This window comes from Comamonas antarctica (assembly GCF_013363755.1).
Lineage (GTDB): Bacteria > Pseudomonadota > Gammaproteobacteria > Burkholderiales > Burkholderiaceae_C > Comamonas > Comamonas antarctica.
In genome coordinates, this window is sequence record NZ_CP054840.1 from 617,903 (window position 1) to 643,636 (window position 25,734).

General features: G+C 65.4%; 23 protein-coding genes. 11 read left to right on the forward strand and 12 right to left on the reverse strand.

Annotated features, from left to right (window positions below):
* Nucleotides 1-16: 16 nt before the first annotated feature.
* The 5 genes from HUK68_RS02905 to HUK68_RS02925 form a co-directional block, all read right to left on the reverse strand.
* On the reverse strand, nt 17-3,199 hold the full coding sequence (locus HUK68_RS02905) for a CusA/CzcA family heavy metal efflux RND transporter (protein ID WP_087743475.1): 3,183 nt from the start codon (nt 3,197-3,199) through the stop codon (nt 17-19).
* A gap of 16 nt (nt 3,200-3,215) precedes the next feature.
* Nucleotides 3,216-4,817, reverse strand: a complete 1,602-nt coding sequence (locus HUK68_RS02910; protein ID WP_087743473.1) for an efflux RND transporter periplasmic adaptor subunit — start codon at nt 4,815-4,817, stop codon at nt 3,216-3,218.
* A gap of 8 nt (nt 4,818-4,825) precedes the next feature.
* Complete coding sequence (locus HUK68_RS02915) at nt 4,826-6,184, reverse strand: TolC family protein (protein WP_175502840.1); 1,359 nt, start codon at nt 6,182-6,184, stop codon at nt 4,826-4,828.
* Nucleotides 6,185-6,772: 588 nt separating this feature from the next.
* Nucleotides 6,773-7,294, reverse strand: a complete 522-nt coding sequence (locus HUK68_RS02920; protein WP_157667093.1) for a DUF4148 domain-containing protein — start codon at nt 7,292-7,294, stop codon at nt 6,773-6,775.
* Between the two features lie 38 nt (nt 7,295-7,332).
* Entirely contained in the window at nt 7,333-7,704 is a 372-nt protein-coding gene (locus HUK68_RS02925) for a hypothetical protein (RefSeq protein ID WP_087748137.1), read from the reverse strand.
* A gap of 183 nt (nt 7,705-7,887) precedes the next feature.
* Between HUK68_RS02925 and HUK68_RS02930 the strand changes: the two genes are divergently transcribed.
* The 5 genes from HUK68_RS02930 to HUK68_RS02950 all read left to right on the forward strand — a co-directional run bounded on the left by HUK68_RS02930 (nt 7,888) and on the right by HUK68_RS02950 (nt 12,521).
* The gene (locus HUK68_RS02930; RefSeq protein WP_143218418.1) at nt 7,888-8,229 is read left to right on the forward strand and encodes a hypothetical protein; all 342 of its coding nucleotides are present in this window, start codon (nt 7,888-7,890) and stop codon (nt 8,227-8,229) included.
* 232 nt (nt 8,230-8,461) lie between these two features.
* On the forward strand, nt 8,462-8,731 hold the full coding sequence (gene fliQ / locus HUK68_RS02935; RefSeq protein ID WP_087743463.1) for a flagellar biosynthesis protein FliQ: 270 nt from the start codon (nt 8,462-8,464) through the stop codon (nt 8,729-8,731).
* A 260-nt stretch (nt 8,732-8,991) separates the two neighbouring features.
* Nucleotides 8,992-10,518, forward strand: a complete 1,527-nt coding sequence (istA, locus tag HUK68_RS02940; RefSeq protein WP_175502841.1) for an IS21 family transposase — start codon at nt 8,992-8,994, stop codon at nt 10,516-10,518.
* Complete coding sequence (gene istB, locus HUK68_RS02945) at nt 10,511-11,296, forward strand: IS21-like element helper ATPase IstB (protein WP_024815605.1); 786 nt, start codon at nt 10,511-10,513, stop codon at nt 11,294-11,296. The genes istA and istB overlap by 8 nt, the downstream gene beginning before the upstream one ends.
* Before the next feature lie 517 nt (nt 11,297-11,813).
* A complete protein-coding gene (locus HUK68_RS02950) occupies nt 11,814-12,521 on the forward strand; it encodes a sulfotransferase domain-containing protein (RefSeq protein WP_175502842.1) in 708 nt (235 codons plus the stop codon).
* 21 nt (nt 12,522-12,542) lie between these two features.
* On the opposite strand, the gene HUK68_RS02955 is transcribed toward HUK68_RS02950, so the two are convergent.
* Nucleotides 12,543-13,457 (reverse strand): polysaccharide deacetylase family protein, encoded by a 915-nt coding sequence (locus HUK68_RS02955; protein WP_175502843.1) that lies wholly within the window; start codon nt 13,455-13,457, stop codon nt 12,543-12,545.
* A 67-nt stretch (nt 13,458-13,524) separates the two neighbouring features.
* On the opposite strand from HUK68_RS02955, the gene HUK68_RS02960 reads away from it, so the two are divergent.
* Nucleotides 13,525-14,295 carry a fumarylacetoacetate hydrolase family protein gene (locus tag HUK68_RS02960; protein ID WP_244146236.1) on the forward strand — a complete coding sequence of 257 codons (771 nt, stop codon included), beginning with the start codon at nt 13,525-13,527 and terminating at the stop codon, nt 14,293-14,295.
* Nucleotides 14,296-14,327: 32 nt separating this feature from the next.
* Here HUK68_RS02960 and HUK68_RS02965 read toward each other — a convergent pair whose 3' ends face one another.
* From HUK68_RS02965 to hydA, 5 genes are read right to left on the reverse strand one after another with little or no spacing between them, the layout of a single operon-like run.
* Nucleotides 14,328-15,749 carry an amidase gene (locus tag HUK68_RS02965; protein ID WP_244146237.1) on the reverse strand — a complete coding sequence of 474 codons (1,422 nt, stop codon included), beginning with the start codon at nt 15,747-15,749 and terminating at the stop codon, nt 14,328-14,330.
* Nucleotides 15,746-17,038, reverse strand: a complete 1,293-nt coding sequence (locus tag HUK68_RS02970; RefSeq protein WP_175502845.1) for a TRAP transporter large permease — start codon at nt 17,036-17,038, stop codon at nt 15,746-15,748. Before HUK68_RS02970 ends, HUK68_RS02965 begins: the two co-directional genes overlap by 4 nt.
* Entirely contained in the window at nt 17,035-17,715 is a 681-nt protein-coding gene (locus tag HUK68_RS02975) for a TRAP transporter small permease subunit (protein WP_175502846.1), read from the reverse strand. The genes HUK68_RS02970 and HUK68_RS02975 overlap by 4 nt, the downstream gene beginning before the upstream one ends.
* Nucleotides 17,716-17,769: 54 nt before the next feature.
* Nucleotides 17,770-18,825 (reverse strand): TRAP transporter substrate-binding protein, encoded by a 1,056-nt coding sequence (locus HUK68_RS02980; protein ID WP_175502847.1) that lies wholly within the window; start codon nt 18,823-18,825, stop codon nt 17,770-17,772.
* Nucleotides 18,826-18,871: 46 nt separating this feature from the next.
* Entirely contained in the window at nt 18,872-20,293 is a 1,422-nt protein-coding gene (gene hydA, locus HUK68_RS02985) for a dihydropyrimidinase (RefSeq protein ID WP_175502848.1), read from the reverse strand.
* A 230-nt stretch (nt 20,294-20,523) separates the two neighbouring features.
* Here hydA and HUK68_RS02990 point away from each other — a divergent pair, with 230 nt between their 5' ends.
* From HUK68_RS02990 to HUK68_RS03000, 3 genes are read left to right on the forward strand one after another with little or no spacing between them, the layout of a single operon-like run.
* Nucleotides 20,524-21,249 (forward strand): maleate cis-trans isomerase family protein, encoded by a 726-nt coding sequence (locus HUK68_RS02990; protein WP_175502849.1) that lies wholly within the window; start codon nt 20,524-20,526, stop codon nt 21,247-21,249.
* A complete protein-coding gene (locus HUK68_RS02995) occupies nt 21,236-21,964 on the forward strand; it encodes a GntR family transcriptional regulator (RefSeq protein WP_175502850.1) in 729 nt (242 codons plus the stop codon). Before HUK68_RS02990 ends, HUK68_RS02995 begins: the two co-directional genes overlap by 14 nt.
* A gap of 6 nt (nt 21,965-21,970) precedes the next feature.
* Entirely contained in the window at nt 21,971-22,663 is a 693-nt protein-coding gene (locus tag HUK68_RS03000) for an aspartate/glutamate racemase family protein (protein ID WP_175502851.1), read from the forward strand.
* Between the two features lie 29 nt (nt 22,664-22,692).
* On the opposite strand, the gene HUK68_RS03005 is transcribed toward HUK68_RS03000, so the two are convergent.
* A complete protein-coding gene (locus HUK68_RS03005; RefSeq protein ID WP_175502852.1) occupies nt 22,693-23,730 on the reverse strand; it encodes a LacI family DNA-binding transcriptional regulator in 1,038 nt (345 codons plus the stop codon).
* A gap of 161 nt (nt 23,731-23,891) precedes the next feature.
* Here HUK68_RS03005 and HUK68_RS03010 point away from each other — a divergent pair, with 161 nt between their 5' ends.
* Nucleotides 23,892-24,878, forward strand: a complete 987-nt coding sequence (locus HUK68_RS03010) for a Bug family tripartite tricarboxylate transporter substrate binding protein (protein ID WP_175502853.1) — start codon at nt 23,892-23,894, stop codon at nt 24,876-24,878.
* A complete protein-coding gene (locus HUK68_RS03015) occupies nt 24,875-25,702 on the forward strand; it encodes an HpcH/HpaI aldolase family protein (protein ID WP_175502854.1) in 828 nt (275 codons plus the stop codon). The genes HUK68_RS03010 and HUK68_RS03015 overlap by 4 nt, the downstream gene beginning before the upstream one ends.
* Nucleotides 25,703-25,734: the final 32 nt, after the last annotated feature.

Below are 25,734 nucleotides of genomic sequence, written 5' to 3' on the forward strand. Positions count from 1 at the left end.
CCCGAAGGCCCACTTGTCAGTGGGCGGAGGGAACAGAGTGCACGGGCTCTGCCGACACGTCTTCGTCCTTCTCGTCGGGCTTGTGAGCCAGTCGATAGAGGATTGGCAGCACCAACAGAGTGAGCAGAGTGGAGGAAAGAATGCCGCCAATAACCACGGTTGCTAGTGGGCGTTGAACCTCAGCGCCGGTGCCTGTTGCAATGGCCATTGGAATGAAGCCCAGAGACGCCACGAGAGCGGTCATAAGCACAGGTCGCAGACGTGTCAACGCTCCATCGCGGATGGCATCGTCCAGCGGAACGCCTTCCTCTCTCAACGTCCGGATGTATGAAATCATCACAAGCCCGTTAAGAACAGCAACGCCTGAAAGCGCGATGAAGCCAACGGCCGCAGAGATCGACATGGGTATGTCGCGAAGCCATAGTGCCAAGATGCCACCAGTTAGCGCGAATGGAATTCCGGTGAAGACCAGCAGCCCGTCCTTGGCATTTCCAAACATTGCGAACAACAGAACGAAGACCAGCAGCAGTGAGACGGGCACCACAATCTGCAAACGCTTGGAGGCAGATTGCAGGTTTTCGAATGTTCCGCCCCAGCTCGTCCAGTAGCCCGTTGGTATCTTGATCTGAGCCAGGCCTTGCTCTGCCTCCGCAACGAAAGATCCCACGTCGCGGCCACGCACGTTGGCGCTGACCACTATGCGGCGCTTTCCGTTCTCGCGGCTGACTTGATTGGGGCCAGGGGCGAGTTCAAAAGAAGCGACCTCGGCAAGCGGGATGAAATTGGTCCGTGCTTCGGCGGTACCCGCTGAGCGAGGCAGCGGGATAGGCAGTCGCTTCATGCCTTCCATATCATTGCGGATCGCTTCGGGCAGGCGCACCAGGATGTCGAATCGCCGATCACCCTCGAACATCGTTCCCGCTTCACGTCCACCAATGGCTGTGGCCACGGTGTCCTGGATGTCGGCCACATTCAGGCCATAGCGAGCAGCCTTCTGGCGGTCGATATTCACGGTGAGCATCGGCAGCCCGGTTGTCTGCTCCACCTTCACCTCCGATGCCCCTTGGATCTTCTGCAGCATCGACGAGATCTCTTCTGCAGACTTGTTCAGGACGTCCATGTCGTCCCCAAAGATCTTGACCGCAACGTCGCTGCGCACACCGGAAATAAGCTCGTTGAAGCGCAATTGGATCGGCTGAGAGAATTCGTAGTTGTTGCCAGGGATCTTGCCAACCACTTCCTGGATCGCGGTAAGCAGTTCGTCGCGGGTCTTTCGCGGCTCGGGCCACTGGTCCATGGGTTTGAGCATGATGTATCCGTCCGAGATGTTCGGCGGCATCGGGTCCGAGGCAATTTCTGCAGTCCCGGTTCTGGCAAATACCCGGTCTATCTCAGGGAACTTCTCTTTCAGCGTCCCTTCGATCTGACGCTGCATGGCGATAGATTGCGAGAGGCTGGTACCGGGGATGCGCAGCGCCTGGATGGCGAGGTCGCCTTCATTGAGCTGGGGAACGAACTCGCTGCCCATTCGGGTCGCGATCAATCCGCAGAGCACTACGGCCACCGCGGCAATGGAGAGCACCAAGGCCTTGGCGGACATGACTCGATCCAGCAGGGGCGCATAGATTCGCTTCGCATGACCGAGCAGGAAGTTCTCCTTCTCGCTGACCCGGTTGCCGATGAACAGCGCGACTGCGGCGGGGATGAACGTTACCGACAGGATCATTGCGCCGACAAGCGCTGCCACCACGGTAAACGCCATCGGGTGGAACATCTTTCCTTCAACACCTGTGAGGGCGAAGATCGGCAGATACACCACCATGATGATGAGCTGACCGAACAGCAGGGCGCGGCGTGATTCTTTGGATGCCAAAAACACTTCATGGAAGCGCTCGGCTCGGGTCAGCGGCCGACCGTGATGCGCTTGTGCATGCGCCAGGCGGCGAACGCAGTTCTCGACGATCACAACCGCTCCGTCAATGATGATGCCGAAGTCCAGCGCTCCAAGGCTCATCAGGTTGGCACTTACCTTGTAGTTCACCATCCCGGTGAACGTGAAAAGCATCGACAGCGGAATCACCGTTGCCGTGATCACCGCAGCCCGGATGTTGCCCAGGAACAGGAAGAGGATCACGATCACCAAGATCGCGCCTTCCATGAGGTTCTTCTTCACCGTACTGATGGCCTTGTCCACCAGGACAGTCCGGTCGTAGACCGTGACCGCGTGCACGCCTTCGGGTAGGTTGCGGTTGATCTCCACCATCTTCTTGTCTACAGCTTGAGACACAGTACGGCTGTTTTCGCCGATAAGCATGAAGACTGTACCGAGCACGACTTCACGGCCGTTGTCCGTGGCGGCGCCAGTGCGCAGTTCCCGGCCGATGGATACGTCGGCGACATCCCGCACACGCACAGGCACACCGTTGGCGCTGCTCAGGATCACATTGCCTATGTCTTCCATTGACTTGACTTGGCCAGGTGCGCGAACCAGGTACTGTTCGCCGCGCTTCTCGATGTAGCCGGCGCCAACATTGCCGTTGTTGCGATCTAAAGCAGTGACGATGTCTTGCAGCGTCACGCCGAGCGAGGCCAGGCGCTCGGGGACTGGCGCAATCTGGTACTCCTTCGCAAAGCCGCCGATGGAGTTGATTTCGGTGACGCCAGGCACATTGCGCAATTGCGGCTTGATGATCCAGTCCTGAATCTCACGCAAGTCTGTCGGGGTGTAGGGGTTGCCGTCTGGCTTCTTGGCGCCATCCTTGGTTTCAACCGTCCACAGGTAGATTTCTCCGAGGCCGGTCGAGATCGGTCCCAGCGCAGGGGTAATGCCTGCCGGCAACTTATCTCGGGCCTCCTGGATGCGTTCATTCACCAGTTGGCGCGCGAAGTAGATGTCCGTGCCGTCCTTGAAGATCACGGTGACCTGGGAAAGTCCATAGCGAGACAATGACCTTGTCTGCTCAAGATTGGGCAGGCCCGCCATGACTGTCTCGATGGGGTAGGTCACGCGCTGCTCAGTCTCAAGCGGCGAGTAACCAGCTGCTTGAGTGTTGATTTGGACCTGGACGTTGGTGATGTCCGGGACGGCGTCGATGGGAAGCTTCTGGTAGTTGAAGACACCTAAGGCGCCCATTGCAAGGGCGGCTAGCAGCACCAGCCACCGCTGCTCGATCGAGAATCGAATCAGTTTTTCAAACATGTGTAAGGCTCCGTGATCAGTGCGTGTGCTCGGCGGACGCCTTGCCCAGTTCGGACTTCACTACGAAGCTGCCGGACGCTGCATAAGGCGTTCCAGGCTTGATGCCTTGCAGGACCTCGATCCGTTTGCCGTCGCTGCGCCCCAGTTGCACTGGTTGGGCAATGAAGCCTCCATTGACCTTGAGGAAGACAACCGGCTTTTCTCCAACCGTCTGGACCGCGTCTGCAGCGATCGTCACGGGCACTGTGGCTTCATCAGCCACGACCTCGACGTTCACGAACAGACCTGGCCGCCATGCCCCCTTGGGGTTATCCAGTACCACCCGCGCTTTGGCGGTTCGGGTTTGCTCGCCTATGAGCGCGCCCACGAAGGCCACTGTGCCCGTCGCTGAAGCGTCGAAAGCGGTGGCCTTGATAGTGACTTTCTCGCCAACTCGCACCTGAGGCAAATCTTTGGCTGGCACGTTGATCTCAGCCCAAACTTGGCTCAGGTCCGAAATCGTGAACACAGCAGCGTCTTCCTTGACGGCTTCACCAAGGCTCAGATGTTTCTCGATGACGATCCCATCAAAGGGCGCACGCAGTTCAATCCGGTTCAAACCAGAGGCGGATGAGGACGAAAGGCCCAGTGCACCCAGCTTCTGGTTAGCGTTTGCGACGGCCACTTCGGCTTCGCTGAGAGCCTGTTTAGCTTGCAGGTAGTCCTGCTCTGCCGAAACCTTCTGCTCCCAGAGCTTTTTCTCCCGCTCGTAGGTCGTCTTTGCCAACGCCATGCGCTTTTGGACCGTCTGCAGCTCGCTGCGTTGCTCCGATGCTGTGGGACTTGCGATAGCGGCCAGCACCTGCCCCTTCTTGACAACCTGGCCCAAGCTGGCGTTGACGCTTTCCACCACGCCTGCAAGGCGCGGGACCACGTGCGAAGTGCGATCTTCGTTGAGACGGATCTCGCCGGGCAGCAGCAGCGCAGACTTGATGCTCGCAGGGGATGCCGAGTCAATGCTGATAGCTGACGCCTTAATCTGGGCATCTGTCAGCTCGACCTTGCCTTCTTCCTTGCTCATCACGAAAAGGAAAGGCTCATTGCCCTTTTGCGCAATGATCTCAATGTCAAACACATGCGGTTCTGCCACGTTCTCGCGGCTCACCCATCCAGCCTTTTCCTGAATGAATGAGAGCGTCTGCTTTTCCCCCGTCGGCCGGGTAATTGTTGCGGCGACAGTGGCGGCGCTCTGGGGCAGTGGCTTTTCCTTGTCGAACATCCAGACGCGAAGGCGTGGCTCGCCGCCGTCTTCTGCGAGCAGGGCTTCCAGCCCGAAGTCGCCTTCCTTGAAGAGGCTGCCGCCGTTCGCACCCTTCGACTCACTTTTCTCGTGATGCTCCCCGTCGGCATGACCTTTGTCGTCGTCGTGGCCTTTGCCATCCGCTTTGCCATGGTGCTCGCCGTCTCCGTGCCCCTTGGCTTCAGTGTGTGTGCCGTGGCCGTGGCCATCTCCCTCACTGGCTGCTGCCTTCGTCTTGCCACCCTGCAGAATGAGGGCGCCAGCACCAACGCCCATCGCGATGACGACGGCGATGGCGATCAGATGCTTCTTGCTGATGCTTGATTTGATGGAGTTCATGGTCGATCTCAGTTTTGCTGGTTGGTCGGTGCATTGGGCGTCGGGTTGCCCAGCAGGCGGTCGATCTCCGCGGCTGCTCGATGGGCCTCGGCCAACGCCTTGAGGTATTGCGACTTGGCAGTGAAGTACGTGCGTTGTGCGTCTAGAACTTCGAGAAAATTGAATTTGCCGTTCTCGAACCCAATGGTTGCCGCGTCGTAGGCTGACTTGGAACCGGGAAGCACGTCACTCTGCAGCACCTGCACTTCGGTACTGATCGTTGACAGTCGATCATGGGCTTGGGTCACCTCGCTGTGCAGCCGCACGGTGGTGCCTTGCAGCTCGTCCCTGGCTTTGTCTTCAAGCTTCAGGGCCTCCAGCAGGTTGCCTTGGTTGCGGTCGAATACCTGTAGAGGTACCGACACTCCGAGCAGGAGCATGTTGCGCTGTGTCTCGTTGCTCCGCTGCATACCTGCGCTCACAGTCACGTCCGGCACGCGCTTGCTTTGTTCCACCTCGGTCAAAGCTTTGCGCCGATCCACTTCAGCCTTGGCGACAACAACGGCTGGTGATGACGCGACCAATGATTGCAGCGCAGCAAGATCAGGAACGGTTGGAATGCTCTCGGCATCGCCTTCCAGCTGGAGAGTGACCGCGGTGCTGCGGCCCAACAATGCATAGAGGCGGGTCAGCGCATTGCGCTCTTCGCTCGCCGCCTGCGTCAGCTCCACGCGTATTCCAGCTTCAGCAACGCGTGCCTTTGTCTCCTCGACCGGGGAGACCTTGCCAGCCGCGACACGCTTCGCAACGGTGTCAGTGGATGACTTGGCAAGCGTTGCGCTGTCCTTTGCCAGTGCCAGCCGCTCTCGGGCAGTCAGTGCGTCAAAGTAAGCGGCAACCACGCTGGCGCGTACCGTGGATTTCACCTCGGTGAGCTGAGCTTGTGCTTGCTCCCGAGCACTTTGCGCGGCTTTAGTCCGTGCAGCACGCTTCCCGCCAAGTTCGATCGGAAGGTTGAGCTGCCAGCTTTGCGTGCGCGTTTTCGAGCGTGTGTCTTCGAGCGAGTACGCGAAATCTGGGTTTGGGCGCGCGCGTCCTTGAATGACTTGCCCTTCCGTCGCCTCAACCTGACGCGTGGCCGCAGCAACGTCTGCATTTCCCTCCAGCGCCAAGTCGATGGCCCTGGCCAACGACATCGGAGCAGCGGACGATGCCGAGGCGCTGTGAACAACTACCGGCTGGCTTCCCACGGCGCCCGAAGACACGCCCTGGGCGAGCGCGATTGATCCAGCCGCAAACAACGTGGCTGCAACGATCGTTGTGACCGCAAAATTCTTCCGGCCGGGCGCAGCGACCAGGCCATTTGAAATATGAATTCCCTTGAACATCCGATTCTCCAGTGACCTTGAAACACGAGGAAATCGGCGGTACGGCACCGACAAAGATGCCTGGCTGTTCAAGTCCATTTCGGCCACGGCGCGCGCGGCGATACCGCCTTATCGAAGGCGGATGAAAAATGGATCGAGTAAGAAGCCCCGCCGACTAGGCGAGGGAGGGCCACTGAGGGCGATCGGGCGGGATGGGGCTGATGCCAGCTAACGGTGACAAGACCGGAGCATTCATGCCGCTGCCGCGATTGGCAGGCATTTTGGCAACTGGCACGTGGACTGCACCGAGTCCAAGGCCATGGCATGAGCGGCAATCGGGGTCGAACTTATCGAGGTTCTTTTCGCCTGCTTTGGTTTTGCCGCCAGAGGCACCTGAATCATGCTGGTGTTCGTGGTGACCTACATGCTGCACGGTAGAGGCGGACGTAAATCGCTCATGCTGGCAATACGTAGCTACCGCTGCCCAGCTAAACTGGAGCGGTAGCAATGCGAGCATCAAAGCGACGACCCAGCGACTCATTTTTTTATTCTAGCATGGCAGCCAGTCTTCTCGACTGCCTGCGTCAAAGAACGGAGCCAGTCAGCGCCTTAAAGACTTTGGGAGTGGCCCGTGAAGCCACGCTCAGTGGCAACGTCAGTGTGGCTACCACGGTAGAGGCCAGGAAATACTTCCTTGACCGAGCGGCCGTCTTCGCCGTTTGCCATCATCTCGCCGTGGACGATGGCTTCCTCCAGTTCGTGGCGAACCTCGTCTCGCGTCTTGGCCTGTGCGGTCACTGCCTGCGATGGATAGCTGCCGGGTGCAATTTCGTTGAGCTTGGCACCGGACTCACCGGCGGCCAGAATTTCTCCTGTCCGCATCGCCTGGTTCAGTTCCTGAGCCACTTGCGAGCGTGTCTTTGAAACAGTGGCTGCGGGGGCTGGGTAAGCACGCGGATTGATTTCGCGCAACGTCATGCTTGCCTCGCCGCGGGACAACATCTCGCCGCTACGCATCGCCTGCGAGAGTTCTGCGCGAACCTGTTCACGGGTCAGAGGTGCCGACTGGTCGGCAGCGAATGCGGGTGCGGCGCCCAACGAGAGGATCAGCAGTGCGGTCTTGAAGTTCATGGTGGTTCCTTTGAATGAATGAGATTGATTGGATGGTGTTAGGGCAACTGTCGGGCGTTGACCCATCCAGCTTCGCCGCCCATGTCGCGCATACCGTCAGCGGTAACGGGGTTCTTGCGTGAGTACTCCAGTTCTTGCCTGACCTGCTCGCGGGTCTTGCTCAGGGCAGGAGCCTTCACGAGCGGATAGGTGGCGGGATAGCCACGGCTGATCCATTGGAGCGAGCCGTCTTGCTGCGCTACGAGCACAGCGTTGCGAACTGACTCCCGGCTCACGGTGTTGCCCAGATGGTCGGGAGTAAAAACTGCTCCCTGCTCCTGCACTGGGCTGGCGTGATACGCCGACCCGGCGAACGAAGCGGTAGCGACGGTGGCCAGGCCAACAATGATGAGTGCGTTGCGAACTTTCATGAGAATCTCCTGTTGCACCGGCTGCCTCTTGGCAACCGGGAGATGCTTTTTTTGCACCACGGAGAGAAGTCTAAAAATCGCGCACCATCGAGGCAGTGACTGCAAGATTACGTTTTTGACAGATTTGTAAAGTGCTGCGCACTGTGTGTCGGTTCGCGTGTGGCTAGCCTAGAATCCGGCGTCATGTCCCACCGCGTGCAATCGGCCATGCTCGTGCTTGCCCTTCTCTGGCAGGCAATTAGCATGGTCAATCCCTTTGCAGGAGCACCCCGCGCCGACCAGTTTGAGCACCTGGTAGTTTTCACACACGTGGCGCACCAAGCTAATGAAGACCGGTTCATGCATGAAAACGCATCAGCCTCTCATCTGCATACAGATGAGGGGCTGATGCTTGCGGGGCTGATCCTGACATTGGCGCTCGGAGTTCCGAGCGTGCCTCGGGCGGACCTAATTCCTGAGCAGGCACCACGCTATTCGCCGCCCTCACTGGACGGCCTGCTGCGTCCCCCGATGGCGCTGGCCTGAATACGCGTCCTCGGCGCGCGTCTGCCACCAGTGTGCGGTGGCCCCCCAAATATCCCTTTCTGCACGAAGCCTTCGCGTGACTGCCCCTGTGCGCGGCAGTCCGCGCGCAGGCGGTAAACCATCAAACGTCCCGTCGTGACTCGATGCGCAGTGAGGTGCCGGACCGCGCCGCTAGTTCGCAGCGGCACTCGTCCGAACATTTCCCTATGGCTCCTTCTTTGAGGACCCCCTTATGAGTTCGCAACAAGTCCTGACCATTGCGCAGGCGGCACTGCACATGTTGCTGATGACCGCCGCGCCTATCCTGCTCGTAGTGTTGCTGGTGGGCCTGATCGTTAGCACCTTCCAGGCGGTGACGCAAATCAATGAAAACACGCTGTCGTTCATCCCCAAATTGGTGGCCGCCATCGTCGTGCTGCTCATTGCCGGACCATGGCTCATCAGCACCTTCGTGGACTACTTGCGAGAGGTGCTGCTCTCGATCCCAGGTATGGTTGTATGACTGTGCATTGCCAACTGTGCCAGCGCAGGCCAAGAAGGCGCGCGAACTCGGCAGATTCATTGGTCCTGGCCATTGAGGCTGCTACCATTAGTTACGAGCGCAAAGCACTTGTATTCATCATTCTGGTGCTGCTGCCAATCCAGTGTTGACGCCGACCGAAAACTGAGCCACTTTTTGGTGTGATGCCGACCTAAAACTGAGCCAGGTGTTTTACCTACCCTGCTGTTTTGTGCAGCAAGGGAATGAAGAGGGTGATCACCATGGACATGATTGGCAAGATACGGCGGATGCATCGCCGGGACAAGAAGACGAAGCGGGAGATATCGAGGGCCACGGGTCTGTCGCGCAACACGGTGGCCAAGTGGCTGGACGAGGCGCAGCCGGTCGAGCCCAAGTACCGCCGGGAGGCGGCGAAGGCGACCAAGCTGTCGGCGCACGAGGCGGAGCTCAAGCAAGCCTTGAAGGCCGATGCCAAGCGGCCCAAGAAGGAGCGGCGCACGGCCAAGGCCTTGTTCACGCAGATCAAGGCAGCGGGCTACGAAGGTGGCTACACGCGGGTGACGGACTTCATCCGCAAGTGGCGCCAAGGTGAAGGCCAACAGGCGGCCTGCAAGGCCTTCGTGCCATTGACCTTCGAGCTTGGCGAGGCCTTCCAGTTCGACTGGAGCGAAGACGGCTTGCTGGTGGGCGGGGTGTACTACCGCATGCAGGTCTCGCACATGAAGCTGTGTGCCAGTGGGGCCTTCTGGCTGGTGGCCTACCCCAGCCAAGGCCACGAGATGCTGTTCGATGCGCACACCCGCAGCTTTGCAGCGCTGGGTGGCGTGGCACGCCGTGGCATCTACGACAACATGAAGACGGCGGTCGACAAAGTCAAGAAGGGCAAAGGCCGCGTGGTCAATGCGCGCTTTGCAGCCATGTGCGCGCACTATCTGTTCGACCCTGATTTTTGCAACCGTGCCAGCGGCTGGGAGAAGGGGCGCGTGGAGAAGGATGTGCAAGACAGCCGCCGTCGCATCTGGGTGGAGGCGGGGCAACGGCGCTTTGGCAGCTTTACCGAGCTCAATGCGTGGCTGGGCGAGCGCTGCCGGGCTCTGTGGCGAGAGCTGCGCCACCCGCAGCACAAAGCGTTCAGCATCGCCGAGATGCTGGAGCTGGAGCAAAGCCACCTGATGCCGATGCCGGTGGCCTTTGATGGCTATGTTGAGAACCCGGCCAAGGTGAGCAGCACCTGCCTGGTGACGGTGGCGCGCAACCGCTACTCGGTGCCCTGCGAATGGGCGGGGCAAATGGTCAGCACACACCTGTACCCGGCGCAGATCGTGGTGGTGGCCGGCGATGCTATGGTGGCCACGCACGAGCGCCTGAGCGATCGCAACCAGACCCGCTACGACTGGCAGCATTACGTGCCGCTGATCGAGCGCAAGCCGGGCGCGCTGCGCAACGGCGCGCCCTTTGCAGACCTGCCCGAGCCATTGCAGCGCATGCGCAAAGGCTTGCTGCACCAGGAGGGGGGCGACAGGGTGATGGCGCAGGTACTGGCCGAGGTGCCCAAGCAAGGGCTGGACGCCGTGCTGGTGGCGGTGGAGTTGGCCCTGGAGAGTGCGCCGCCATCGGGGCGGGTGAGCACCGAGCACTTCATCAACGTGCTCGGCCGCCTGCAAGCGCAGCCCCTGCCCGAGACGGTTGCGACCAACCTGCAAGTGAGCCAGACACCCCTGGCCGACACGGCGCGCTATGACAGCCTGCGCGCTGGCAGCGACATGCAGGAGGCCGATCATGCGTGAGCTGGACAAGGAGTTCAAAGAGCTGCGCCTGTACGGCATGGCCGGGGCCTGGGAGGACCTGGTCAAGCAAGGCGGCCACGCCACGCTGGAGAGCTCGCGCTGGCTGCTGGAGCACCTGCTGCAAGCGGAAGTCACGGACAGGGCCATGCGCTCAGTGAGCTACCAGATGCACACGGCGAAGTTCCCCGTGCACCGCGACCTGGCGGGCTTCGACTTCGAATGCTCGCCCGTGGACAAAAAGCTCATCGAGCAGTTGGCCAGCATGGCGTTCACCGAGCAGGCGCACAACGTGGTGCTAGTGGGTGGCCCCGGCACGGGCAAGACGCATCTGGCCACGGCCATCGGCGTGGCGGGCATCACGCGCCATGGCTCACGCGTGCGGTTTTACTCCACGGTGGATCTGGTCAACGCACTGGAGCAGGAGAAGGCCCAAGGCAAGGCAGGCCGCATCGCAGCGAGCTTGCAGCGCATGGACCTGGTCATCCTTGATGAGCTGGGCTACCTGCCCTTCAGCCAGGCAGGCGGCGCCTTGCTGTTCCACCTGCTGAGCAAGCTCTACGAGCAGACCAGCGTGATGATCACCACCAACCTGGACTTCAAGGAATGGTCCAGCGTGTTCGGCGACGCCAAGATGACCACGGCACTGCTGGATCGACTCACGCACCACTGCCACATCGTCGAGACGGGCAACGAGTCCCACAGGTTCATGCACAGCACAGCCGTGGCCAAGAAACGCATCAAGGCACGCGAACAGGCCAAGAAGGCTGAGCCGTTCTGAGCGGTTCAAGGGCAAGCCGCTACGGGCTTCGCCCTGCGCGGCTTGCCCTCAACGGACGACCACCGAGCTCGATCACCAAGGAGACCAAAACCGACCCAAGGCACTACACTTATCCACAGCCGACCTTCACAGGTTGGCCATTAGCCCTGGCTCAAAATTCAATCGGCACGGTGGCTCAATTTTGAATCGGCGCCAACAGCGTTGGAGGACGGCGCTTCAATGTGGGGCGATTCAAGGGGCCGACTAGCCTCCAATCGATGAACACTTCGAGCCATCATGTGTCTATATTGAGGACTCCAAACATTGACACATTATTTCGGCTAAGTTGTTATTTTTCTTAGCTTCTAATGTGTTCATATTTCATAAAATATGCCAATGGTATGCAACGTCTGATACCGCGCCACCGCGTCATGCCCGGCATGCCCGGCATGCCGCCCAGGAACCCCGCAGGACCCGATCCGCGGGGTTTTTTTATAGATGAACGGTTTTTTCTTACTAAAACAAACGGGAGACTTGCATGAAGCTGTTGCTGACCAGCACGCCGCGCTCGGGAAACACCTGGTTGCGGCTGATGCTCGCAAACCTCTATCAACTCGAGCAGCACGCGGTGCACACGCCCGATGCGCTGGACTGGAAGCAGCTGCCCGACCGCTGCATCGTGCAGTTGCACTGGGACCGCACGCCGCAATTCCTGGCCACGCTGGCCGAGTCCGGGTTCGATGCGCTGACGATCGCGCGCCATCCACTCGATGTGCTTTTGTCCATCCACCAGTTTTCCACGCATGAACCGGACACCGGGAGCTGGCTGTCCGGCCGGGAAGGCAATGAGGACACCATCAAAGGCAAGGCCGTGGATAGCCCGGAATTCCATGCCTATGCCACCGGCCCGCGTGCGGCCACGCTGCTGTCGGTCACGCCGCAGTGGTGGAACCAGTCCGGCGGCTTGCAGGTGCGCTATGAGGAGCTGGTGCGCGATCCCGCCACGGCGCTCGCAGCCGTGACGGAGCGCCATGGCCCGCCGTTGAAGCCGTTCGAAGAGGTGCTGCCGGAGCTGACCCTGGAAAAGCTGCGGCCGACCTCGTCGAACAACCATTTCTGGAAAGGCGCGCCCGGCCACTGGCAAAAGCTGATGCCGCAGGAGCTGGCGCAGGCCATTGGACAGGCGCATGCGCCGGTCTTCGAGGCGCTGGGCTATGGCTGGACGCCGGAGGCAGGAACGCGCTGAAGCGCGGGCGCGCCCCGGCGCTCATTGCGCCGGCGCGGCGTGTCGGTGCAGTTCGCGCCAATGCATGGCAATCGCTTCGCGCGTGGCGACCCAGATCGCTGCGGTCTCCTCCTGCCGGCGGCCGATGTGGGCCAGGATCTGATCGAGCGCGCCGATGCGCGCGGGACGCCCCAGGATGCGCGTGTGCAGGCCGATGGTCAGCAGGCGCGGCGCGTGCCGGGCTTCCTCGAGCAGGCAGTCCACGGCCGCGGCGGTGTAGCGCGCGAAGTCCTCGGCATGCACGAAACCGCCCTGCTGGTAGAAGCGCATGTCGTTGGTGTCGAACGCATACGGCAGCACCACATAGGGCGCGCCCGCGGGCGTCGCCTCCAGGCGCGGCACCTCGCCGCCGTAGTCGTTGCTGTCATAGGCAAAACCGAGCTCCTGCAGCAGCGTGCGCGTGTGCGCCGAGGCCGAGGACTTGCAGTGCCAGCCTGCGGGCGCGCGGCCCCAGTGCGCGCGGATGGCCGCGCAGGTGCGGGCGATGTCGGCGCGCTCCTCTGGGGCGCTGAAATGCGCGGGCGACTCCCAGCGCCAGCCATGGCCGCACAGCTCCGAGTGGTGCGCGAGCGCATCGCGCGCGACCCAGGGCGTCATGCCCAGCGCGCGGCCGCAGACATTGAGCGTGAGCGGCAGGCCGGCATCGATGAAGCGCCGGGCGATGCGCGGGTAGCCGGCGCGCGCGCCGTACTCGAAATGCGTCTCCATGCAGAAGTCGGGCACGCCGTGCAGCGCGTTGACCACTTCGTGCACGCCTTCGTTGCCGGCATCACCCGCGCTCAGGTGGTGTTCGGCGCCTTCCTCGATATTGAGCACGAAGGAGATGGCCAGGCCGCGGCCTTCGGGCCAGCGCAAGGGCGAGCGGGAGATCTGCGGATTGAATAGGCGATGGCTCATGGCTGGAGGTGTTGGGTTGGCATGCAATCTGCAAGCAGGGTCAGGCATGACAACCTGGAGTGATGAAATGGATGAAGCAGTGAACGCCGTGGCCGCAGCCTTGCAGCAGGCACACCGCAGCGGGGTGGCCGCCGATGCGTTGCAGCCCGGGGCCGCCGCGCTGCAGACGCTGGCGCAGGCCGGCGCCGTGCATTGGGCGCTGGGCCGGGCATTGGACTGGTGGGCCACGCCGGTGCCGCTCCGCTGGAAGGCGGGCGCGCCGGACGCGGGGTCGCCCGTGACCTGCGCGCCCTTGCCGGACCGCGGCATCTGGGACAGCCCCGCCGATGCGCGCGCCTGGCCCATGCAGATGCGCGGCGTGGAGGCGGAAATCGCGCTGCGGCTGGGGCAGCCGGTCACCGCCGCGCAGGTGGCGCGGCTGACGCCGGAGTCGGTGCATGGTCTGGTCGATGCCATGGCGGTGTCCATCGAGCTGGTCGACAGCCGCTGGCAGCAGGCGATGGACGCGCCGGACCTGCTCAGGCTGGCCGACCTGCAGTCGCACAGCGCGCTGGTGCTGGGCGCCTGGCAACCCTACCGCCGGCTGGACTGGCAGGCCCAGGCCTGCACGGCGCGCTGCGGCGCTGCGCCCGCGGTGCAGCGCCAGGGCAGCCATTCGCTGGGCGACCCGGCGGCCGTGCTGCTGCCCTGGCTGCGCCAGGCCACGGCGCAGGTGGCGGCGATCCCCGCCGGCACCGTGGTCACCACCGGCACCTGGGTCGGCCTGCTGCAGGCCCGGCCCGGCGATCTGGTGCAGGTGGCGTTTGCCGGCATCGGACAGGCCAGCGTGCAGCTGTAGCGCCAGGCCCCCGCGCGGCAGGGGCCTGGCGCCTAGAGCGGCGGCCATGCGGGCGCGCCGCCGGGGCGCGGCTGCAACTGCTGCGCGAGCTGCAGCAGCAGCGGCTCGGCGCCGGGCCGGGCCACCAGCTGCAGGCCGATCGGCAGGCCGTTGGCGTCGAAGCCAACGGGCACCGAGATCGCCGGCAGGCCCGCGGCATTGACCCAGCCGGTGAACACCGCATGGCCGCGCGGGCCGACAGCCCGGCCGTCGATCTCGGCGGGATAGGCTTCGCGCGCCGGCCAGGGCTGGGCCGCCGTGCAGGGCATGGCGACGACGTCCCACTGCATGAACATCTGCGCGCAGTCGCGGCGCAGCTGCGCCGTGGTGTCGAGCAGTTGCCAGAGCTCGGCGGCGCCGCGCTCCATCCCCTGGCGCGCCATGGCGCGGTATTTTTCCGAGGCCTGCGCGCCCCATTCGGGATGCGCGCCGAACATCTGCGCCAGGCCCATCTGCGCCACCCGGGGCCAACCCTGGTTGAGCGCCTGCAGGTCGAGCGGCAGGGCGCCGTGCTCCAGCCGGTGGCCGTGTTCGGCGCAGCCCTGGCGCACGGCCCGGGCACAGGCGGCGGCGATGCCGGGGTCGACCGGCGCGGCGTCGAGCGTCGCGGCGTAGAGCATGCGCAGCGGCGCATGCGCGCCATCCGCGCGCGCGCGCAGCGCCTGCGCGGCCCAGGAGGAGGTATCGCCGATGTCGGGGCCTTCGACCACGGCCAGCAGCAGGCGCAGGTCGGACACGGTGCGCGCCATCAGTCCCACGACCTCGTAGTCGAGCAGCAGCGTCGGCAGGCCGTGGGTGCGCGCAATCGTGCCCAGCGTCGGCTTGAGGCCCAGCACGCCGCAATGCGCGGCCGGCCGGCGGATCGAGCCGCCGCCGTCGGTGCCCAGTGCCAGCGGCGTGCAGCCCGCGGCCAGGCTCGCGGCCGCGCCGCCGCTGGAGCCGCCGGGCGTGAGCGCCGGATTCCAGGGGTTGCGCGTGACGCCGAACAGCGGGTTGTCGGTATAGCCCTCGAGCGTGAATTCGGGCACGTTGGTCTTGCCGACGATGATCGCCCCCGCGGCGCGCAGCCGCGTGACGGCCAGTTCCTCGTGCCCCGGCTGGTACTGCCGCAGCGCGCGCGTGCCCCAGGTGGTCGGCAGGTCGCGGGTCAGCAGGTTGTCCTTGATGGAGACCGGCACGCCGTCGAGCGGCGACAGCGGCCGGCCCGCGGCATGGCGCTGCGTGCTGGCCCGGGCCTCGTCGCGCGCCGCGGCGGTGCGCAGCGCGACGAAGGCATTGAGCTGCGGCTGGACTTCGGCGATGCGCTGCAGGCAGCTGTCGAGCGCCTGCAGCGGCGTCGCCGTGCCGTTGGCGAAGGCCTGCTGCAGCGCCGCGGCGCTGGCCTGCCACAGGGGAGTCCGTGGCGCCGCGCTCACCGCAACTGCTCCGGCAGCCAGGTCACGATGGCCGGGAAAAGGATCAGCAGCAGCGTGAAGCACAGCAGGATCAGCACGTAGGGCACGGCGCCGGTGATCGCATCGCGGATCGAGCCGCGGTCCGGACGGATGCCATGCACCACGAACAGGTTCATGCCCACCGGCGGCGTGATCAGGCCCAGCTCGCACATCAGCACGATGAAGATGCCGAACCAGACCGGGTCCACGCCCATCGCGCTGACGATGGGGAAGGTGATCGGCACCGTCGCCACCATCATGCTCATCACGTCCATGAACATGCCCAGCAGCAGGTAGAAGATCACCAGGATCAGCAGCATGGCCGTGGTGGACAGCCCGAACGAGGTGACCCACTGCGTCATGGCCTCGGCCACGCCGGTCAGGCCGATGGCCAGGTTCAGGATGAAGGCCGCGGTCATCACCAGCAGGATCATGCCGCTGGTGCGCGCGGTCTGGATGAAGCAGTTCTCCAGCAGGCGCCACGACAGCTTGCCGCTGCGCCAGGTGAAGAACAGCGCACACATCAGGCCCAGCGCCGCCGACTCGGTGGTGGTCGCCACGCCCGAGTAGAGGCTGCCCATGACCACGAAGAACACCACGCCCGGCGCGATCAGGTCCTTGAGCAGGTGCAGGCGCTGGCGCAGCGGCACCTTGTCCTCCGTGCGGTGGTTGCCGGTCAGCAGCGCGTGCGCGGCGATCCACAGCATGAAGATGCCGGTCAGCAGCAGGCCGGGCAGCAGGCCGGCGATGAACAGCTGGCCGATCGAGGTATCGGTCAGCGAGCCGTAGACGATCATGTTCACCGAGGGAGGGATCAGGATGCCCAGCGTGCCGCCGGCGGCGATCGAGCCCAGCGACATGCTCATCGGATAGCCGCGCTTGTACAGCGAGGGCAGGGCCACGGTGCCCACCGTCGCTGCGGTCGCCACCGAGGAACCCGAGGTCGCGGCAAACAGCGCGCTGCAGCCGATGTTGGTGTGCAGCAGGCCGCCGGGCAGCCGGCCCAGCCAGGCGGCCAGCGCGCCGAACATCCGGTCGGCGATGCCCGAGCGCAGCAGCAGCTCGCCCATCAGCACGAACAGCGGAATCGAGGTCAGCAGGTTGTCGTTGTGCACGCCCCAGACCACGGGCGCTATCGAGTTCATGAACGGCAGGCCATAGGCGGCGATGCCGCCGACGATGCCGACCACGGCCATCGACACCGCGATCGGCAGGCCGACCAGCATCATCGCCAGCATGCCGGCGAAACCAAACAGGACGGCGGCAATCATGCGGAAACTCCTTTGGCGGACAGCGGTGTTGCGGAGGAGGCGGCGTCGGCCGTGGCGACGCCCGGCGTGGCGACGCCCGGCGTGACGACGCCCGGCGTGGCGACGCCCGGCCCTTCGCCGCTGCGGGCGCGCAGGTCCTCGAGTTCATCCTGCACCTCGTCCTGCGCGGAGCGCGGCGCGAGCATCGCGTCGATGCGCTGCCAGTCGCGGCGCCAGAGCCAGCGCAGCGCGTTCAGCGCCTGCCAGCTGGCCAGCACGGCAAAGATCGCCAGCGCCAGCAGCCACAGCGCCTGCGGATAGGCCAGCGGCGTGGCCCAGGGTGTCTGGGACACGCTCTGGTACTCGCGCGAGTCCTGCAGCGTGAAGCCGGCCAGCACCGCCAGCAGGACGGAAAAGCCCATCAGGCACACCGCCGAGATGCAGTTCAGTACCGATTGCACGCGCCTGGGAAACCGCACCAGCAGCACGTCCACGCGCACATGGCTGCGGCCGATCAGCGCCACGGTGAAAGCCAGCGTGGCGCCGATGGCCAGCGCATAGCCGCCGAGCTCGTCCGCGCCCTGCAGCGAGACGTTGAAAAGCTTGCGCAGCACGGTTTCGAGAGCCACCACCACGGAAAGTCCGAGGAAGATCAATCCGAAAATGATGCTCAGGCAGCGTTCCATGGTGATTTTCATGGGGTGACCTCGATGGAAGGGATGATGGGGGCGGCCCGCGCCGCCCCGCAGGGTTTACTGGATGCCGAGCACCTTGCCGGCCGTGGCCTTCCAGTCGGCGGAGCAGCTCTTGTTCGCCTTGTCGCAGATCTCGGCCCAGGTCGGCACGGAGATGCGCGCGACGGCGTCGGTGAGGGTCTTCTTGTCGGCTTCCTTGAGCGGCGAATCGACCAGCTTGTAGGGCTTGTTCAGCTTGCACGACGGCTTGCCGGTGTTGCAGTCCATCGCGTCGATGGTCAGCTCCTGCGAGTAGGCCCAGATGTCATCCGTCAGCTTGGTGAACGCCGCCTGCAGCTTGGCCTGTTCCTCGGGCTTGAGCTTGTTCCAGGCCTTCATGCTGATGGCATAGGCATTGACCGCCATCTGCACGCCCAGGCCGTACTGGTGCGTGGTGACCTCGGGCCAGCCCGAGCTGTTGGCCGAGCTGGGGCCGGTGATGGCGCAATCCACGACGCCCAGCGACAGCGACTGGTGCACTTCGGTGAAGGACAGCGGCACGGGCGTGGCGCCCACGCTTTCCATGAACTTCGAGAGGTTCTGGTCGTAGGTGCGCACCTTCAGGCCCTTGAGGTCGGCCAGCGAGGCCACGGGCTTCTTGCAGAACAGGATCTGCGGGCCGAAGGGCCAGGCGCCCAGCAGCTTCACCTGGAACTGCTTTTGCAGGCGCGTGTCGAGCACGCCCTTGTAGGCGTCGTAGACCTTGCGCGCGGTGGCGTAGTCGGGCGCGGCGCCGACCAGGTCCAGGCCCAGCAGCGTGGGCTCGTCGCGCGAGTTCTGCGACACGCGCAGCGAGACGATGTCGAACAGGCCGGCCTTCATCACGCGCAGCTGTTCGGTGTCCTTGATGCCGAGCTGGTCGACGGGCTTGTAGTCGGCCTGGATGTTGAGGCCGGTGCGCGCCGCGAAATCATCGAAGAAGGGCTTTTCCACGTTCTTCTGGACCAGGCCGGTGGCGGCCGGCTGGCCGATCACCTTGTAGGTCACGGGGGCCTGGGCGTGTGCGGAAGACCACAGGGCGCAGGCGGCGGAGACGGCGGCGACGGTGCGGCAAAGGCGTGAGGTGCGGTTCATGGAAAGTCCTATCTGAGGGGCGAAGTGGAAGGTCGGCACAGGGGAATCAGTGGGCGCGGCGCGCAGGGACCAGGGACGAGGGGCCGCATTCGAGCAACTGGCCGCGGCCGTGGCAAGGATGGAACTGGCCCTCCCACACCACCTGGCCGCGCGCCAGCGTGAGCGCGGGCCAGGCGCGCAGGGTGCGGCCCTCGTAGGGCGTGTAGTCGACGTTGTGGTGCAGGTCGGCGTTGCGCAGCACGCGCTCGCCCTCCTGCCAGATCACCAGGTCGGCATCGCAGCCGATGGCGATCGAGCCCTTGCGCGGGTGCAGGCCATAGGCCTTGGCCGGGTTGGTGGCGGTCAGTTCGACGAAGCGCTGCAGCGTGATGCGGCCGCCGAGCACGCCTTCCGAATACAGCAGCGGCAGGCGCGTCTCGATGCCGGGAATGCCGTTCGGGATGCGGTCGAACGACACCTCGCAGCCCTCGGGGCGCTTGCCCTGGCTGCCGTCCATGCGGAACGGCGCGTGGTCCGAGGAGAACACCGAGAACAGGCCTTCGGTGAGGCCGTTCCAGACCACCTGCTGGTTGGCGGCGTCGCGCGGCGGCGGGCTGCAGACGCAGCGCGCGCCGTGGTAGCTGTCGTCCAGGCCCAGGTCGTCGGCGGTGAGGAACAGGTATTGCGGGCAGGTCTCGGCAAAGACCTGCAGCCCCAGCGCCCGCGCCCAGCGGATCTGCTCCATGGCCTCGCGGCCGGACACATGCACGATCAGGATCGGTGTGTCGACCAGTTCCGCCAGCGCGATCGCGCGGTGCGTGGCCTCGCGCTCGACCAGCATCGGCCGGGACTGGGCATGGAAGCGCGGCGCGCTGCGGCCCGCGGCCAGCAGGCGCCGCGTGAGCCACTGGATGCAGTCGGCGTTCTCGGCGTGGATCATGGCCAGCGCGCCATGCGCCTTGGCCACCGACAGCACGTCGAGGATCTGCCCGTCGTCGAGCTTCATGTCGTCGTAGGTCATGTAGATCTTGAACGAGGTGAAGCCTTCGCGGATCAGCGCCGGCAGCTCCTGCTGCAGCACCGCGGGCGTGGGGTCGGTGACGATCAGATGGAAGGCGTAGTCGACATGCGCCTTGCCGGCCGCGCGCTCGCGGTACTGCTCGACCGCGGCGCGCAGCGAATGGCCGCGCTGCTGCGCCGCGAACGGGATCAGCGTGGTGGTGCCGCCGCAGGCGGCCGCGCGGCTGCCGGTGTCGAAGTCGTCCGCCATGCGCACCGGGCCGCTGGTGATCTCGTCCAGATGGCAGTGGGCGTCGACGCCGCCCGGGGTGACGACGCGGCCGGCCGCGTCGATGCTGCGCGCCGCGCCCCGCAGGCCCTGGCCCAGCTGCACGATGCGGCCGTCCTGGATGCCGATGTCCGCGTCGAAGCAGTCGCTGGCGGTCGCGACGCGGGCATTGCGCACGATCAGGTCAAGCGGCGCGTTCATGCGGCGCCCCTGCGTGGGCACGCATGCACCGAAAAAGTGTCGACACCGGTGTCGACGGAACATGTTGGTGCGAAAAAGGGCTTGAAGGTGCTCATGGTCACCGTTCAACGCAATTGCTGTGCCAGATCGCGCCGATGGCGTGGGTTTGGCACCAAACGTGCTTGCAGCAATGTCGACAATCCTGGTCGCCCAGGGCATTTTCTTGTCGACATTTCCGAAAGCCACTACCGATGCCAGAAAAATTCAAGCTGGGCGTGCTGACGCCATCGTCCAATACCGCGCTGGAGCCGCTGACGCATGCGATCGTCGCCGGCCTGCCCAATGTGTCGGTGCATTTCGCGCGCTTCAAGGTCACCGAGATTTCGCTGGGTGCTGCGTCATCGGGCCAGTTCGACGACAGCCATATCCTTGCCGCGGCCGACCTGCTTGCGGACGCCAGGGTCGACGTGATCGGCTGGAGCGGCACCGCGGCTGGCTGGCTGGGCTTCGAGAAGGACGTCCTGCTGGCCGAGCGCATCGAGGCGCATACCGGCATTGCCGCGACCACGGCCATCCTGGCGCTCAACGAGCTGCTGGCGCTGCGCGGCGCCACGCGCCTGGGCATCGTGTCGCCCTACACCGCGGACGTGCAGCAGCGCATCGTCGGCAACTACCGCGCGGCGGGCATCGAAGTCGTGGCCGAGACGCACGAGGGCATCAGCGTCAACCATGACTTCGCCGCGCTGGCGCCGCAGCTGCTGCAGCAGCGCATCGCGCAGGTCGCCGCCGCCGCGCCGCAGGCCATCGTGACCTACTGCACCAACCTGCGCGCGGCCCAGCTCGCGGCCGAGGTGGAGCAGCAGACCGGCATTCCACTGCTCGACACGGTCAGCACCACGGTGTGGGGCATGCTGCGCAAGATCGGCGTGCCGACGCAGCAGGTCAAGGGCTGGGGGCGGCTGTATGGCTGGGAGTAAATCGGCCGCCCTGCGCGCGCCGCAGGCTGGCGATGGTGCCGCGCATACGTCCCGGCCCGGCGCCAGCGACATCCATGCGCGGCTGCAGAACGCCATCCTCGAGCACCGCCTGCTGCCCGGCACCAAACTCGGGGAGGACCGGCTCGCGGACATCTTCGCCGTCAGCCGCGCGCGCATCCGCCAGGTGCTGACCCAGCTGGCGCATGCGCAGCTGGTGGAGATCGTGCCGCAGCGCGGCGCCTTCGTCGCCTGCCCCAGCCCCGAGCAGGCGCGCGATGTCTTCGAGGCGCGCCAGGTCGTGGAGCCGGCCGTCGTGCAGCGGCTGATCGCCACGCTGACGCCGGCCAAGCTGGCGCAGCTGCGCCGGCATGTGGCCGCCGAGACCGCGGCCCGGCTGGCCGGCGACCAGCGCGCCATCATCCGCCTGTCGGGAGAGTTCCATGTGCTGCTGGCCGAGCTCGCGGGCAACTCGGCGCTGGCACGCGCCATGCGCGACCTGTGCGCGGTGACCTGCCTGATCATTTCGCTGTACAACGCTCCCACCAGGCACAGCTGCCGTTCCGACGAACATGCCGAACTGATTGATGCCATCGCGCAGCATGACGTGGCCAAGGCGCAGCAGCTGGTGCGCGAGCATCTGGCGCACATCGAGCAGAGCCTGGTGCTGTGGCCTGGCGAGGGCGGGGACGACCTCGAGAGCATTCTGCGGGAGTGACATGGCATGCGCATCCTGCTGATCAATCCCAACCGCTCGGCGTGGGTCACCGAACGGCTGGCCGCGCCCGCCCGCGCGATGCTGCTGCCCGGCGAACGGCTGGACACGCTGACCTCGCAAGACGGCCCCGAAATGGTGCGCACGCCCGAACAGGTCGGCGCCGCCGAAAGCGAGGTGCTGGCGCTGGCCGCGCGGCATGGCGGCGGCTATGACGCGCTGGTGCTGGGCATCTCGCTGGACTGCGGCCTTGACGCGGCACGGCGCCAGCGCGGCCCGCAGCCGGTGATCGGCATGACCGAGGCGGCCTGCCTGGCGGCCTGCACCGCCGGCGCGCGCTTTGGCCTGCTGACCGTGGGCCCGGCCATGGCGCCGCTGTATGCCGCGCATGTGCGCGCGCTGGGACTGGAGGCGCGCTGCGTCGGCGTCGAGGCGCCCGATGCGCCCGAGGCATTCGCGGCCGGAGCGCACAATGCCTTGCCCGCCTCCGCGGCCGCACTGTTGGCGCAGGGCGCACGCGCGCTGCGCGCGCGCGGCGCCGACAGCATCGTGCTGGCCGGAGCCGTGCTGTGCGGCTGCGGGCCGGCGCTGGCGCAGGCCTGCGGCATCCCGTGCTTCGAGGGCACGGCCTGTGCCATCGGCCTGGCGCGCATGCATTGGCAGCACAGCGCCATGACCGCGGCTGCCGGGGCGTGCGGCTGAACCGTTGCAGAGCCCGGCGTCATGCCGCCTCAGGAGGCTGGGGGCGCTCCCAGGCTGGTGCTGGCCCGCGCGATGATCTCGAAGCCCACGTCCTGCGCGGCGGCCACGGCCGCGCCGCGCATGCGCGCCATCAATGCCTCGGCGCCCAGGCGGCCGATCTGGGCGCCATCGACGCGCACCGTGGACAAGGGGGGAATGCAGTCGGCGGCCAGCGCCTGGTCGCCAAACCCCAGCACGCCCAGCTGCTGCGGCACCTGCAGGCCCAGCGCGTGGGCATGCGCCAGCACGCCCTGGGCCAGCGCATCCGAGCTGCAGAACACGGCGTCGGCCTGCGGCGCTTCGGCGCGCAACGCATCCAGCACCTTGCGTCCGCGTCCCGCCTGCGGGCTTTGCTCGGAGAAGACGATCTGCGCCGGCTCGGGCGCATCCGCCTCGGCGGCAGCGCGCAGGAAACCCTGGGCGCGGCGCTGGGCCCGGCTGTCGTCCGAACGCACGATGGCGGGCCGGCGGTAGCCGCAGGCGCGCAGGTGGCGGAACGCCGCCCGGCCCGCATCCTCCTGGCAAAAGCCGATGGCCACGTCGAGCGGGTGGGGCATGTAGTCCCACAGCTCCACCACCGGAATGTCGGCGTTGAGCAGCAGGCGCCGGGTGCGCGCCGTGTGTTCCGTTCCCGTGAGCACCACGCCGTCGGGGCGGCGGCTGAGCATGGCCGCCAGCCAGGTTTCCTCGTGCTCGACTTCATAGCTGGAAATGCCCAGCGTGGTCTCGTAGCGCTGCGCCGCCAGCGTGGTGATCAGCGCGCTCAGCATGTCCGAGAACAGCGAATGGCCCACCGAGGGCACGATGGCCGCCACCAGGCGCGTCTGGCGCGAGGTGAGGCCGCCGGCCAGCGAGTTGGGCACATAGCCTGACTGCTCGACGGCCTGCACCACGCGCGCGCGCGTCGCCTCGGCCACGAGTTCCGGCCGGTGCAGCGCGCGCGACGCCGTGATCGGCGAGACCCCGGCCAGCCGGGCCAGATCCTTGAGGGTGGGGGCAGCGGAGCTGCGGGTGGAGCGGTTCGGCATGGCGGATCCTTCGGTGCGTGCGTGTGCGACACATGATTGCGCTGTCATGATAGCCATGATTGCTGTCATCGTCGCCAGACCGAACCTCCGTGTACGCCCGAATGGAAGTGTGGCTCGCGAACTGGAATGATTGCGCAATCATGCAAAGCAAGGAGACGTTCATGCAAAAGTTCACGCCCGGCCGACGCGTTGTCCTGACAGTGGCGATCGCCGCCGCGCTCGCGCCGCTGGCGGCGGGCGCCCAGACGGCCTATCCCGCCAAGCCCATCACGCTGGTCATTCCGTTTCCGCCCGGCGGCCAGACCGATGCCATCGGCCGGCTGGTGGGCGACCGCCTGTCGAAGCGCCTGGGCCAGCCGGTCGTCGTCGAGAACAAGCCCGGCGTCAACGGCTCGCTGGCATCGGATCTGGTGGCACGCGCCAAGCCCGACGGCTACACGCTGGTGATCGGCGGGCCGGGCACGCATGCCATCAACCAGTTGGTGAACTCCAATGTGCGCTACGACACGCGCAAGGACTTCACGCATATCGCCATGCTCACCCGCGGCCCGATGCTGCTGCTGGCCTCGCCCACGCTGAAGGCGAATTCGGTGGCCGAGGTGGTGGCGCTGTCCAAGGCCAAGCCCGATTCGCTGAACATGGCGCTGACAGGCATCGGTTCTTCCAGCCACATGACGACCGAATTGCTCAAGCAATCCGCGGGCGTGGGTTTCAACAACGTGCCCTACAAGGGCGACGTGCCGGCCATGACCGATGTGATCGGCGGCCAGGCCGACCTGCTGTTCGTGCCGGCGACGTCGGCCATTCCCTTCGTGCAGGGCGGCAAGCTGCGCGCGCTGGCGGTGACCGGCGACCGGCGCCTCGCGGCGCTGCCCGATGTGCCGACCATGCCCGAGGCCGGGCAGCCGCGCGTCATCAACTATTCGTGGACCAGTCTTGCCGGCCCGGCCGGCATGCCGCCCGACATCGTGAAGAAACTCAACGACGCCTGCCAGGCTATCCTGGCGGAACCCGATTTCGCCGCGCGCCTGGCCAGCATGAGCAACGAGGCCACGCCCGGCGTGCCTGAGCAGGCCATGGGCTTCATTTCCGCGGAAGTGGCGCGCTGGAGCAACGTGGTCAAGAAAGCCAACATCCAGGTCCAATGAGCATGCTACCCACCAATCATTTCAAGCGTGCGCTGCACGCCGGCCAGGCGCAGATCGGCCTCTGGTCCACCATTCCCTCGCCTTTCGTCTGCGAGATCATCGGCGGCGCAGGCTACGACTGGGTGCTGCTCGATACCGAGCACACCCCGACCGACGTGCCGCTGATGCTGAATCAGCTCCAGGCCGTGGCCGCGGCCCAGCCGGCGCCGGGTGCGCTGCCCACGCAGGCGGTGGTGCGCCCCGCCTGGAACGACCCGGTGCTCATCAAGCGCTATCTCGACATCGGTGCCCAGACGCTGCTGCTGCCCTTCGTGCAGAACGCGCAGGAAGCCGAGGCCGCGGTGCGCGCCATCCGCTATGCGCCGGCCGGCATCCGCGGCATGGGCGGCTCGACGCGCGCCGCCAACTTCGGCCGCACCACCGACTATGTGGCCCGCGCCGCCGAGGAACTGTGCCTGCTGGTGCAGGTGGAGACCGCCGAGGCGCTGGAGCAGATCGAGGCGATTGCGGCCGTTGACGGCATCGACGGCATCTTCATCGGCCCGGCCGACCTGTCGGCCAGCCTGGGCTATCCCGGCCAGGCGCGCCACCCCGCGGTGAACCGCGCCATCGATGACGCGATCCGCCGCATCCGTGCCTGCGGCAAGGCGCCCGGCATCCTGATGGTGGACGAGCCCCGGGCCCGGGAATGCCTGGAACTGGGTGCGCAGTTCGTCGCCGTGGCGCTCGATACCGTGCTGCTGCGCGACGGCCTGGACGGCGCGGCCGCGCGCTTTCGCGGCCGGCCCGAAACCGGGAAGCCGGCATTTGCCGGCAGCTACTGAGCGCGCAGTCCTTCCCATATCCAGGGGCCCTG

Coding starts and splice junctions, on each gene's coding strand:
- HUK68_RS02905 (WP_087743475.1), bottom strand. CDS start 3,199: ATGTTTGAAAAACTGATTCGATTCTCGATCGAGCAGCGGTGGCTGGTG.
- HUK68_RS02910 (WP_087743473.1), bottom strand. CDS start 4,817: ATGAACTCCATCAAATCAAGCATCAGCAAGAAGCATCTGATCGCCATC.
- HUK68_RS02915 (WP_175502840.1), bottom strand. CDS start 6,184: ATGTTCAAGGGAATTCATATTTCAAATGGCCTGGTCGCTGCGCCCGGC.
- HUK68_RS02920 (WP_157667093.1), bottom strand. CDS start 7,294: ATGAACTTCAAGACCGCACTGCTGATCCTCTCGTTGGGCGCCGCACCC.
- HUK68_RS02925 (WP_087748137.1), bottom strand. CDS start 7,704: ATGAAAGTTCGCAACGCACTCATCATTGTTGGCCTGGCCACCGTCGCT.
- HUK68_RS02930 (WP_143218418.1), top strand. CDS start 7,888: ATGTCCCACCGCGTGCAATCGGCCATGCTCGTGCTTGCCCTTCTCTGG.
- fliQ (WP_087743463.1), top strand. CDS start 8,462: ATGAGTTCGCAACAAGTCCTGACCATTGCGCAGGCGGCACTGCACATG.
- istA (WP_175502841.1), top strand. CDS start 8,992: ATGGACATGATTGGCAAGATACGGCGGATGCATCGCCGGGACAAGAAG.
- istB (WP_024815605.1), top strand. CDS start 10,511: ATGCGTGAGCTGGACAAGGAGTTCAAAGAGCTGCGCCTGTACGGCATG.
- HUK68_RS02950 (WP_175502842.1), top strand. CDS start 11,814: ATGAAGCTGTTGCTGACCAGCACGCCGCGCTCGGGAAACACCTGGTTG.
- HUK68_RS02955 (WP_175502843.1), bottom strand. CDS start 13,457: ATGAGCCATCGCCTATTCAATCCGCAGATCTCCCGCTCGCCCTTGCGC.
- HUK68_RS02960 (WP_244146236.1), top strand. CDS start 13,525: ATGGATGAAGCAGTGAACGCCGTGGCCGCAGCCTTGCAGCAGGCACAC.
- HUK68_RS02970 (WP_175502845.1), bottom strand. CDS start 17,038: ATGATTGCCGCCGTCCTGTTTGGTTTCGCCGGCATGCTGGCGATGATG.
- HUK68_RS02975 (WP_175502846.1), bottom strand. CDS start 17,715: ATGAAAATCACCATGGAACGCTGCCTGAGCATCATTTTCGGATTGATC.
- HUK68_RS02980 (WP_175502847.1), bottom strand. CDS start 18,825: ATGAACCGCACCTCACGCCTTTGCCGCACCGTCGCCGCCGTCTCCGCC.
- hydA (WP_175502848.1), bottom strand. CDS start 20,293: ATGAACGCGCCGCTTGACCTGATCGTGCGCAATGCCCGCGTCGCGACC.
- HUK68_RS02990 (WP_175502849.1), top strand. CDS start 20,524: ATGCCAGAAAAATTCAAGCTGGGCGTGCTGACGCCATCGTCCAATACC.
- HUK68_RS02995 (WP_175502850.1), top strand. CDS start 21,236: ATGGCTGGGAGTAAATCGGCCGCCCTGCGCGCGCCGCAGGCTGGCGAT.
- HUK68_RS03000 (WP_175502851.1), top strand. CDS start 21,971: ATGCGCATCCTGCTGATCAATCCCAACCGCTCGGCGTGGGTCACCGAA.
- HUK68_RS03005 (WP_175502852.1), bottom strand. CDS start 23,730: ATGCCGAACCGCTCCACCCGCAGCTCCGCTGCCCCCACCCTCAAGGAT.
- HUK68_RS03010 (WP_175502853.1), top strand. CDS start 23,892: ATGCAAAAGTTCACGCCCGGCCGACGCGTTGTCCTGACAGTGGCGATC.
- HUK68_RS03015 (WP_175502854.1), top strand. CDS start 24,875: ATGAGCATGCTACCCACCAATCATTTCAAGCGTGCGCTGCACGCCGGC.